General features: G+C 62.6%; 10 protein-coding genes. 4 read left to right on the forward strand and 6 right to left on the reverse strand.

Annotated elements, in window-relative coordinates; all coding sequences use genetic code 11:
• Positions 1-32: 32 nt before the first annotated feature.
• Entirely contained in the window at positions 33-476 is a 444-nt protein-coding gene (locus B348_RS0103270) for an anti-virulence regulator CigR family protein (protein ID WP_017734733.1), read from the forward strand.
• Here B348_RS0103270 and B348_RS0103275 read toward each other — a convergent pair.
• The 6 genes from B348_RS0103275 to B348_RS0103300 all read right to left on the reverse strand — a co-directional run bounded on the left by B348_RS0103275 (position 473) and on the right by B348_RS0103300 (position 6,154).
• Positions 473-1,789, reverse strand: a complete 1,317-nt coding sequence (locus B348_RS0103275; protein WP_026136519.1) for an MFS transporter — start codon at positions 1,787-1,789, stop codon at positions 473-475. The two genes, B348_RS0103270 and B348_RS0103275, sit on opposite strands and share 4 nt — an antisense overlap.
• A 178-nt stretch (positions 1,790-1,967) precedes the next feature.
• On the reverse strand, positions 1,968-3,116 hold the full coding sequence (gene dgoD / locus B348_RS0103280; RefSeq protein ID WP_017734735.1) for a galactonate dehydratase: 1,149 nt from the start codon (positions 3,114-3,116) through the stop codon (positions 1,968-1,970).
• A 49-nt stretch (positions 3,117-3,165) separates the two neighbouring features.
• Positions 3,166-3,786, reverse strand: a complete 621-nt coding sequence (locus tag B348_RS0103285; RefSeq protein WP_017734736.1) for a 2-dehydro-3-deoxy-6-phosphogalactonate aldolase — start codon at positions 3,784-3,786, stop codon at positions 3,166-3,168.
• A gap of 1 nt (position 3,787) precedes the next feature.
• Positions 3,788-4,747 (reverse strand): 2-dehydro-3-deoxygalactonokinase, encoded by a 960-nt coding sequence (locus B348_RS0103290; RefSeq protein ID WP_017734737.1) that lies wholly within the window; start codon positions 4,745-4,747, stop codon positions 3,788-3,790.
• Between the two features lie 95 nt (positions 4,748-4,842).
• Entirely contained in the window at positions 4,843-5,172 is a 330-nt protein-coding gene (locus tag B348_RS0103295; protein WP_017734738.1) for a DOPA 4,5-dioxygenase family protein, read from the reverse strand.
• Between the two features lie 31 nt (positions 5,173-5,203).
• On the reverse strand, positions 5,204-6,154 hold the full coding sequence (locus B348_RS0103300; protein WP_017734739.1) for a LysR family transcriptional regulator: 951 nt from the start codon (positions 6,152-6,154) through the stop codon (positions 5,204-5,206).
• A gap of 103 nt (positions 6,155-6,257) precedes the next feature.
• On the opposite strand from B348_RS0103300, the gene betC reads away from it, so the two are divergent.
• The 3 genes from betC (at position 6,258) to B348_RS0103315 (ending at position 10,432) form a co-directional block, all read left to right on the forward strand.
• Complete coding sequence (gene betC, locus B348_RS0103305; RefSeq protein ID WP_017734740.1) at positions 6,258-7,772, forward strand: choline-sulfatase; 1,515 nt, start codon at positions 6,258-6,260, stop codon at positions 7,770-7,772.
• A gap of 15 nt (positions 7,773-7,787) precedes the next feature.
• Positions 7,788-8,702 carry a choline ABC transporter substrate-binding protein gene (choX, locus tag B348_RS0103310; RefSeq protein ID WP_017734741.1) on the forward strand — a complete coding sequence of 305 codons (915 nt, stop codon included), beginning with the start codon at positions 7,788-7,790 and terminating at the stop codon, positions 8,700-8,702.
• Between the two features lie 161 nt (positions 8,703-8,863).
• Entirely contained in the window at positions 8,864-10,432 is a 1,569-nt protein-coding gene (locus tag B348_RS0103315; protein WP_017734742.1) for a SulP family inorganic anion transporter, read from the forward strand.
• The last annotated feature ends 52 nt before the right edge of the window (positions 10,433-10,484 follow it).

The raw sequence follows: 10,484 nt of genomic DNA on the forward strand, positions 1-10,484 counted from the left end.
TTTTGTTGTTCGTGCAGTTGAGGAACTCCCCGATGAAAATGCCTAAAACCGTGATTGCCAGCCTTGGCGTGCTGGTCCTGGGCGCCAGCGCCCTGGTGCAGGCCGCGCCGAACGATCAGGGCGGCCCTGACCGTGGCGGCCCGCAAGGCCAGCACGAACAGCAGCGTGGCGACGACCATCGCGGCCCGCAGGACAACCGTCGCGGCGGCCCGCCCCAGGACTTCGGCCCGGTACGCCAGGTGATCCGCGACCATCACGACCAGTTCTCCCGTGGCGCACCGCCACCGCGCAATGTGCGCCTGGAGCGCGGCAAGCCACTGCCCCATGGCTACTACGGTGAACGCCTGGACAGCCGCGCCCTGGCACGCCTGCCGGTGTACCAGGGTTATGAGTGGCGCCGTTCAGGGCCGGATGTGGTGTTGATTGCCATAGGAACCGGCATCGTCTACGAGATTCTCGACGGCGTGCTCAACTAAGGTTTTTCATTCAACTTGATGCGCTCGACCTTACCGACCAGCAACACATAGGAAAGCGCCCCAAGCAACGCCAGCACCGCGATGTAGGTAATCGCCGGCGCAAACGAATCACCACTGGCGAGAAAGCCAATCACGATCGGCGTGGCAATCGCCGCCAGGTTGCCGATGAAATTGAACACCCCACCGGTGAGCCCCAACAGGCGCGCCGGTGCCAGGGTCGATACCAACGACCAGGTAATCGACGCCAACCCATTGCCAAAGAACGCCACCGCCAGGAACGCGATCACCCACGCCGTCGAGTCCACATAGTTGGCGCCGATGATCGCCGTGGAAATCAGCAACCCGCCAATGATCGGCAACTTGCGTGCAAAGCCCACCGAGGCGCCCCGGCGAATCAACCAGTCGGAAAAGATCCCGGAACACAGCACGCCGACAAACGCCGCGAGAAACGGCAGCGACGCCAGCAGGCCGGACTTGATGAAGTCCATGCCGCGATATTTCACCAGGTAGGTGGGGAACCACGTCAGGAAAAACCACAGCGTGGAGTTCAGGCAAAACTGCCCCAGGTAGATGCCCCAGAGCTTGCGCTTGCTCAACACGATGCCCAGGTCGACCCAGCTGAACGGCGTCTTCGCGGCTTTTTCCTGCATGTCCACCAGGCCGCCGCCTTCGCGGATCAGTTCGATTTCCGCAGTGTTGGCGCCTTTGAAGTCCTTCGGCTCGCGGTACACCGCGTACCAGATCGCCGCCCACAGGATGCCCACGCCACCGGTGACCACAAACACCATGTGCCAGCCGAAGGCGTGCTGCAACCAGGCCAGCACCGGCGTGAGAAACGCCAGCCCGACAAACTGCCCGGAGGTGTAGAAACCAATCGCCGTGGCCCGTTCACGTTCAGGGAACCACGTGGTGACCACGCGGCTATTGATCGGGTAGGCCGGGGCTTCCAGCGCACCCACGGCCATACGCAGCACAAACAGCGCGATAAAGCTGGCGGCAAAGCCGAGCATCACGGTGGCGATGGACCACAGCAGCAGGGCAGCGGTGTAGAGGATGCGCGGCGGCACGCGGTCCACCAGCCAGCCGCCGGGGATCTGCATGGCGGCGTAGGTCCAGCCGAAGGCGGAGAAAATCAGCCCGACGTGGACCGGGTCGATCCCCAGCTCACTGGTCAGCGCCGGGGCGGCAATCGACAGGTTGCTGCGGTCGAGGTAGTTGATGACCACGGTGATGAACAGCAGCACCATGATGAAAAAGCGCTTTCGGGTAGGCGTGACTAAAGAAGCCTGGCCGGTGAAGGATTCAGGATGCATGAGGGGGTGCCTCTTCTTGTGTTTATTGAGGACAGGTCTTACTGACGGAACCGGATCAAAATGTGGGAGCTGGCTTGCCTGCGATGGCGGTGTATCAGTGCCAGATATGCTGGCTGACCCACCACTATCGCAGGCAAGCCAGCTCCCACATTTTTGACCGTGCTCCTTCAGTCAGGAATCACCACTCGGCAAAGCTGCCGTCGGCATGGCGCCAGATCGGGTTGCGCCAGCGGTGGCCGATGGCCGCGCGTTCGATCACGTATTCCTCGTTGATCTCGATGCCCAGGCCCGGCCCGTTGGGGATCTTCACAAAGCCTTGGTCGTAGTCGAACACGCCCGGGTCTTTCACATAGTCGAGCAGGTCGTTGCTCTCGTTGTAGTGAATGCCCAGGCTTTGCTCCTGGATAAACGCGTTGTAGCAAACCGCGTCCAGTTGCAGGCAGGCGGCCAGGGCGATCGGGCCCAGCGGGCAGTGCAGGGCCAGGGCCACGTCGTAGGCTTCGGCCATGTTGGCGATCTTGCGGGTTTCGGTGATGCCGCCGGCGTGGGAAGCATCGGGCTGGATGATGTCGACATAGCCTTCGCTGAGCACGCGCTTGAAATCCCAACGCGAGAACAGGCGCTCGCCGAGGGCAATCGGCGTGCTGGTCAGCGGCGCCAGCTCCTTGAGCGCTTCGTAGTTTTCGCTGAGCACCGGTTCTTCGATAAACATCAGCTTGTACGGGTCCAGCTCTTTCATCAGCACCTTGGCCATGGGCTTGTGCACCCGGCCATGGAAGTCCACGCCAATACCGACGTTGGGGCCCACCGCGTCACGCACGGCGGCGACGTTGGCCAGGGCCAGGTCGACTTTTTCAAAGCTGTCGACGAACTGCAATTCTTCGGTGCCGTTCATTTTCACCGCGGTGAAACCCCGGGCCACGGCCTCTTTGGCGGCGCGGGCGGTGTCGGCCGGGCGGTCGCCGCCGATCCAGGAATACACGCGGATCTTGTCGCGCACCTGGCCGCCGAGCAGGTCGCTGACCGACACGCCGAGGGCCTTGCCCTTGATGTCCCACAACGCCTGGTCGATACCGGCGAGGGCGCTCATGTGTACTGCGCCGCCACGGTAGAAGCCGCCGCGATAGAGCACGGTCCAGATGTCTTCGATATTGCGTGGGTCTTTGCCGATCAGGTAGTCGGACAGTTCTTCAACGGCAGCAGCAACGGTGTGAGCGCGGCCTTCGACCACGGGCTCACCCCAGCCGGTCACGCCCTGGTCGGTCTCGACCTTGAGGAAGCACCAGCGCGGCGGGACGATGAAGGTCGTCAGTTTGGTGATTTTCATCTGTTATCTCTCTTATTAGATGCAGCGCCTGTGGGCGCAAGACTTGATCTCAGCTCAGGGCTTTCCAGGCGGCGACGTAAGCCTGGGCGCGGCTCGCTACCTGATCCACTGTCATGCCCGGTTTGAACAGCCCGGAACCCAGCCCGAACCCCTTGGCGCCGGCGTCGACAAACACCTGCATGTTGTCCGGGGTAATGCCGCCCACCGGCAGCAGCAACGTGCCCGCCGGCAAAACCGCCAGCCACGCCTTGATCACCGCCGGGCCCATTTGCTCGGCGGGAAACAGCTTCAATACATCGGCACCTTCCGCCAGGGCGGCGAAGGCTTCGGTGGGCGTGGCAACGCCCGGCGACAAGAACAGCCCCGCCGCTTTCGCCGCGCGCAGCACCTTGGCATCGCTGTGGGGCATGACGATCACCTGGCCACCGGCCGCCTTGACCTGCTCGACCTGCTCCGGCGTCAACACGGTGCCCGCGCCGATCAGGCAATCGGCGGGCAGGCTGTCGCGCAGGGTACGGATGCTGGTGTACGGGTCCGGCGAATTGAGCGGCACTTCGATCACGCGAAACCCGGCCTGGTACAGCACCTGGCCGACGGCCTGGGCTTCGTCCGGGCGGATACCGCGCAGGATGGCGATCAAACCGTTTTGTGCGAGTGCGTGCTTGAGCATGTCAGGCCTCCGATGCAGGTTGAGTGAGCCCGGCGGCCACGGCCAATTGCCACAGGCCACGTTCGCTGGCCTCTGGCGCAAGGCTGACGTGGCCGAAGCCGCAAAGGGCGAGGGCGCGTTGATAGCGGGTGCAGAGGGCAGCGGCGCCGACCAGGATGATCGGCTGCTGCCTGGCGCGTGCCGGCAGGCCGGCGAGTTCATGGCCGATCAGCAACCCGGAGAGGTAGTCCGGCTGCTGCTCGGGGGTGAGTTCGCCGGTCAGGCCAAGGGTGCGGGTGCTGAACAGGGTGGACAGCACGCCGCGCTGGCCGTCTTGCGACAGCGCCACATGGACGCCACGGTCAAAGGCCTCGGCCTGAAAGTGTTCGGTCGGCCGTTGGGTACGCCCGAGAATGCTGTGTTTGCTCAGCACCGCAAAGACTTCACCGGTCATGAAGGTATCGAAGTGGGTGATGCAGCCATCGACCACCTCGACCCACTTGGAATGGCTGCCCGGCAGGCCGATCAACACCTCGGCAGCGAGGCCTTGCAGCACGCCCAGCACCTGGGTTTCTTCGCCGCGCATCACATTGGGCAAACCGGCCTGTTCGATCACGCCGGGCACGATATGCACATCCACCCCACGCAGGCTGCGCACGCGGTGCAGCGCCTGGCCGAGGCGCGCGACATCCACCGGCGTATGGCGGTAGGCCGCTTCACTCCAGCCCTGGGCACTGCCCACCATGCCGCAGGCGATCACTGGCAAATCGGGCTGGGCGTCGAGCCAATCGCCGCAGGCCGCGTCGAACGCCAGTTCGAAGCCATCGCTGCAATGCACGCCAGCGATGTCCCGGGGCTCGCTGGGCAAATGCATGATCCCGCACGCCAGCGCGCGGTGTTCCAGCACGACGCCTGCCGGGCCGAGTTTGTAAGCACGAAGGGAGCTGGTTCCCCAATCGAGCGCGATCAATTGCGCCTGCATCGCTTCACCTGAGTTCTGAGCGGATGCAGGAATATAAACCTACGCGAGCGAAAGTCTCAATATATAAATATCAATCCCATATTTAGGGATTTAACTTAAGAGAAAGCTGACAAATTCAGTTCCCGCATCGCCCCCATCCAGACCGCGTAGTCGGTGTGATCCTTCAGGTCATCGCCGGTATCGGGGTGCAGGAACACCACCAGCCCGTTGCGATGGATCACCAGCCACGGCAGCACCACGCCGATGTACTCGGGATCGAACGCCAGCTGGCAGCTCCAGTCCGGGTGCGGGCCGACGGGTTTTTCGTGGACACGGCCCATGCGCAGCGGGAACAGTTTGGCGGCGTCTTCGCACAGGGTGCGCGCTTGTTCGATGGTGCTCGCGTCGAAGTAGATATGGGCGTGGTAGCCCTTGATACGTTGCATGACGGACTCCGGATCCAATAAGCGCCAAATCCTAGACCGCAATCGACGGCAGGGCCAGCCCGGTCAACGACTGCGCGCTGCTGGCTTGCTCGGCCAGCAGCCACTCGACAAAGCGCTGCACCAACTGGCCCCGGCGTTTGCGCTGGGGTTGCACGACGTAATAGCCGAAGCGCGAGATCACCGTGTCGCTGACCGGACGGCACAGCCAGTTCTGCTGCAGCAGGTTGTCCACCAGGTGGCGCCAGCCAATGGCCACGCCCTGGCCGGCAATCGCCGCCTGGATCAGCAGGGTGTAGTTGTCGAAACGCAGTTGGCCGGGGGTGGGCGCAGCACTGATGCCCAGTTCGCGGAACACGCCGCTCCAGTCGAACCATTGGCTATTGTTTTCCTGGCGCAAGTGCAGCAACGGGAAATCGTGCAAATTTTGCACAGTCAGTGGCGTGACCTGCTCTTTCAGCCACTGCGGGCTGCACACCGGGAACACTTCCTCATTGAACAGCCACAGGCTCTCGCCTTGCTTGAAACGGCCGTCGCCAAACAGCACCGCCACGTCGATATCGCTGCGCAGGGTGGCGTGGTTGCGCTCGCTGGTCACCAGGCTCACATCGACTTGCGGGTTGGCCTGGTGGAAGCGGTGCAGGCGCGGCATCAGCCAATAGGCGGCGAAGGCAAAGTCGGTGGCCACTTGCAGCACTTCGTGCTGGTCCTGCTGGGTGATGGCACTCAGGCCGGCGTTGATGCTCTGCAAGCCGCCCTGCACAGAGTCGAACAGCAGCGCGCCGGCGTCGGTCAGCTCGATGCCGCGATAGATGCGATCAAACAGGCGGATCGCCAGCTGTTCCTCCAGGCGCTTGATCTGCTGGCTGATGGCCGGCTGGGTGGTGCCCAGCTCCATCGCGGCGGCGGTAAAGCTGCGGTGTCGCGCGGCCGCTTCAAAGGCGCGCAACAGGTCGAGGGACACGTCACCAAGGGCTTCATACATAAGCTGTGCTTATCCTAGACATTGCTTTTCATGGGCTTTACCCCAATTTGCGTGGGCTGCATGCTCATTCGCATAAACACCGCCTATGGAATGCCGACAACCCATGAAGCGCAAGAACATTCTTTTCATCATGGCCGATCAAATGGCCGCGCCGTTGCTGCCGTTCTACGGTTCTTCGCCGATCAAGTTGCCCCATTTGAGCCGCCTCGCCGCACAGGGCGTGGTGTTCGACGCCGCCTATTGCAACAGCCCGTTGTGCGCGCCGTCGCGTTTTACCCTGGTCAGTGGGCAGTTGCCGAGCAAGATCGGCGCCTACGACAACGCGGCCGATTTCCCCGCCGATGTACCGACCTATGCCCACTACCTGCGTCGCCTCGGCTACCGCACGGCGCTGTCGGGCAAGATGCATTTCTGCGGCCCGGACCAGTTGCACGGCTACGAAGAACGCCTGACCAGCGACATCTACCCCGCCGACTACGGCTGGGCGGTGAACTGGGATGAACCGGACGTGCGCCCCAGCTGGTACCACAACATGTCGTCGGTGCTGCAAGCCGGCCCGTGCGTGCGTACCAACCAGCTGGACTTCGATGAAGAGGTGGTGTTCAAGGCCCAGCAGTATCTGTTCGACCATATCCGCGAGGACGGCGACCAGCCGTTCTGCCTGACCGTGTCGATGACCCATCCCCATGACCCTTACACCATTCCCAAGCCGTTCTGGGACCTGTACGACGACGCCGATATCCCATTGCCTACGACGCCAGCGCAAACGGATCTCGACCCGCATTCCCAACGCCTGCTCAAGGTCTACGACCTGTGGGACAAGCCGCTGCCGGTGGATAAGATCCGCGATGCACGCCGCGCCTACTTCGGCGCGTGCAGTTACATCGACAGTAATGTGGGAAAACTCCTGCAAACCCTGGAAGACACCGGCCTGGCCGACGACACCATCATCATTTTCTCCGGTGACCACGGCGACATGCTTGGCGAGCGCGGCCTCTGGTACAAAATGCACTGGTTTGAAATGGCCGCCCGCGTCCCGTTGCTGGTGAGTGCGCCGGGGCAGTTTGCGTCGGGGCGTGTCAGCCAGGCCGTGTCCACCGCCGACCTGTTGCCGACGTTGGTGGAACTGGCCGGCGGCACGCTCGACCCGCGCCTGCCACTGGACGGCCGCTCCCTGGTCCCGCACTTGCAAGGGCAGGGCGGACACGACGAAGTGTTTGGCGAATACATGGCCGAAGGCACGATCAGCCCGCTGATGATGATTCGCCGGGGCGCCTACAAATTCATCTACAGCGAAGACGACCCTTGCCTACTGTTCGATGTCCACAATGACCCGCACGAGCGGGAAAACCTCAGCCAGTCACCGGAACACCGGCCGCTGTTCGAGGCGTTTTTGAAGGAGGCGCGGGCCAAATGGGACATCCCGGCGATCCACCAACAGGTGCTCGCCAGCCAACGCCGCCGTCGCCTGGTGTTTGAAGCACTGACCCAGGGCAAGCTGAAGAGCTGGGATCACCAGCCACTGGTGGACGCCAGTCAGCAGTACATGCGCAACCATATCGACCTCGACGACCTGGAGCGCAAGGCACGTTATCCACAACCCTGCCAAAACCAATAAAACTGAGGGAAGGCCATGCAAAAGTTGACTGTGATACTGGGCATGTTGGCGCTCGGCAGCGCCAATGTGTACGCAGACACAAGCTGTGACACGGTAAAAATGGCCGATCCGGGCTGGAGCGATATCGCCGCGACCAATGCCATCACCGGTTTTCTGCTGACGGGCATGGGCTACAAACCCAAGGTCGATACCCTGGCGGTGCCGATCACTTTTGGCGGGCTCAAGGACGGCCAGGTGGATGTGTTCCTCGGCAACTGGATGCCGGCGCAGCAGGGCTTCTATGACAAGTTCGTCGCCAATGGCGAGGTGGTGCAGTTGGCGAAAAACCTCGACGGCACCGAGTTCACCCTCGCCGTGCCGGACTACGTGTGGGACGCCGGGGTGCATGACTTTGCCGACCTGAACAAGTTTGCCGACAAGTTCGACAAGAAGATCTACGGCATCGGCTCCGGCGCGCCGGCGAATATCTCGTTACAGGAAATCATCAAGAAGAACGACTTCGACCTCGGCCAATGGAAGCTGATCGAGTCCAGCGAACAGGCGATGCTCGCCGAAGTGTCGCGGGCGGTGAAGAAACAGCGCTTCGTCACCTTCCTCGGCTGGACCCCGCACCCGATGAACGTGCAGTTGAAAATGCACTACCTCAAGGGCGGCGAGAAATACTTCGGCGACACCGGCAGCGTGTACACCCTGACCCGCAAGGGGTACGCACAAGCCTGCCCGAACGTAGGAAAACTGCTGACCAACCTGAGTTTCACCCAGGAGATGGAGAACAGCATCATGGCCGAGGTGGCCAACAACAAGGTCAGCAATGCCGAGGCGGCGAAGGCGTGGATCAAGGCGAATCCGGCGGTGTTGGATAAGTGGTTGGAGGGGGTGAAGACCGTGGATGGCAAGGATGCGTTGTCCGCGGTAAAAGCCAAACTCTAAGACCTTTGTGGGAACTGGCTTGTGTGGGAGCTGGCTTGCCTGCGATAGCATCACCTGTGTGTACCTGAAGTACCGCGGTGTCAGCATCGCAGGCAAGCCAGCTCCCACAGGGGCCTGTGTGTGCTGATACCCTGAGTCAAACCTTTCTACCCGAGTCTGCGATGCCCCGGCCCACCCGCCATACCCTCTTCCCCTTCCTGCGCTGGCTACCACGCCAAACCCGCGCCAGCGTCGGCCGGGATGCCATCGTCGGCCTCAGCGGCGCGGTGCTGGCCTTGCCGCAGTCGATTGCCTACGCACTGATCGCCGGCCTCCCACCGGAATACGGGCTGTATGCCGCCATCATCCCGGTGTTGATCGCGTGCCTGTGGGGGTCGTCCTGGCACCTGATCTGCGGCCCCACGGCGGCCATCTCCATCGTGCTGTACGCCAGCGTCAGCCCATTGGCCGTGCCGGGGTCGCAGGACTACATCACCCTGATCCTGTTGCTGACCTTCCTCGCCGGGGTTTTCCAGTGGTTGCTGGGCCTGCTGCGCTTTGGCGCGCTGGTGAATTTCGTCTCCCATTCGGTGGTGCTGGGCTTCACCCTGGGCGCCGCCGTGGTAATTGCCCTGGGGCAGTTGCCCAACTTGTTGGGGCTGGAGCTGCCGAGCCAGGCCACGGCGATCAAGAGTCTGCTGGCGCTGGTGGATCACGGCGGCGAGTGGGACCACGCCTCGCTCGCCCTGGGCCTGGGGACGTTGCTGGTGGGCGCATTGCTCAAATACCTGCTGCCGCGTTGGCCGACGCTGCTGATCGCCTTGGCCCTTGGCAGCCTGGTGGCGTGGCTGTGGCCGGCGATGTTCGGGCATGTGGCACGGGTCAGTTCGTTCGTGGGCAAGCTGCCGCCGTTCAGCCCGCTGCCGATGGACCTGGACATGCTCCTGCGCCTGCTGCCCAGCGCCGTGGCGGTGGGCATGCTGGGGCTGGTGACCAGCCTGTCGATTGCCCGCTCGCTGTCGGCCCGTTCGCAACAATTGCTCGACGCCAACCAGGAAGTCCGTGCGCAAGGCTTATCCAATATCGTCGGCGGATTTTTCTCCGGGTACTTGTCAGCCGGTTCGTTTACCCGCTCCGGTCTCAGCTATGAAGCCGGCGCGTGCTCACCCCTGGCCGGGGTGTTTTCTGCCCTGTGGGTGGCGCTGTTTGCGCTGTTTGGCGCGGCGTTGATCGCCCATATCCCGATCCCGAGCATGGCGGCGAGCATCCTCCTGATTTGCTGGGGGCTGGTGGATCACCGCGGCATTCGCGCCCTGTTTCGCGTGAGCCGCGCCGAGTTTGTGGTGATGGTCCTGACCTGCGTCGCGACCTTGTTGCTGGAGCTGCAAACGGCGATTTATGCGGGGGTGCTGGCGTCGTTGTTTTTCTACCTCAAGCGCACGTCGCAGCCACGGGTGCAGCAGTGGCGCGATGGCGATGAAGATGTATTGCGGGTGGGCGGCTCGATCTTTTTTGGCGCCAGCCATTACCTGCAAGTGCGCCTGCAACGGTTACAGGGCGAGCGGGTGGTGATCGAGGCGCAGCAGATCAACTTTATCGACTATTCCGGGGTGGAGATGTTGCACCAGGAAGCGCGGCGGTTGCGGGGGTTGGGGCGGAGCTTGACGTTGCGCCGGGCCAGGCCGCAGGTCGTGGAGGAATTGAGGAAACTGGAAGGGGCCGAAAAATGCCCCATCCACTTCGAAGACTAGACACGGTTAAAACTGTGGGAGCTGGCTTGCCTGCGATAGCGGTGTATCAGTG

The sequence above is a fragment of the Pseudomonas sp. CBZ-4 genome, assembly GCF_000346755.1.
Lineage (GTDB): Bacteria > Pseudomonadota > Gammaproteobacteria > Pseudomonadales > Pseudomonadaceae > Aquipseudomonas.

Excerpts from the sequence above, each read along its gene's own strand:
- B348_RS0103270 (WP_017734733.1), top strand. The coding sequence starts at position 33 with ATGAAAATGCCTAAAACCGTGATTGCCAGCCTTGGCGTGCTGGTCCTG.
- B348_RS0103275 (WP_026136519.1), bottom strand. The coding sequence starts at position 1,789 with ATGCATCCTGAATCCTTCACCGGCCAGGCTTCTTTAGTCACGCCTACC.
- dgoD (WP_017734735.1), bottom strand. The coding sequence starts at position 3,116 with ATGAAAATCACCAAACTGACGACCTTCATCGTCCCGCCGCGCTGGTGC.
- B348_RS0103285 (WP_017734736.1), bottom strand. The coding sequence starts at position 3,786 with ATGCTCAAGCACGCACTCGCACAAAACGGTTTGATCGCCATCCTGCGC.
- B348_RS0103290 (WP_017734737.1), bottom strand. The coding sequence starts at position 4,747 with ATGCAGGCGCAATTGATCGCGCTCGATTGGGGAACCAGCTCCCTTCGT.
- B348_RS0103295 (WP_017734738.1), bottom strand. The coding sequence starts at position 5,172 with ATGCAACGTATCAAGGGCTACCACGCCCATATCTACTTCGACGCGAGC.
- B348_RS0103300 (WP_017734739.1), bottom strand. The coding sequence starts at position 6,154 with ATGTATGAAGCCCTTGGTGACGTGTCCCTCGACCTGTTGCGCGCCTTT.
- betC (WP_017734740.1), top strand. The coding sequence starts at position 6,258 with ATGAAGCGCAAGAACATTCTTTTCATCATGGCCGATCAAATGGCCGCG.
- choX (WP_017734741.1), top strand. The coding sequence starts at position 7,788 with ATGCAAAAGTTGACTGTGATACTGGGCATGTTGGCGCTCGGCAGCGCC.
- B348_RS0103315 (WP_017734742.1), top strand. The coding sequence starts at position 8,864 with ATGCCCCGGCCCACCCGCCATACCCTCTTCCCCTTCCTGCGCTGGCTA.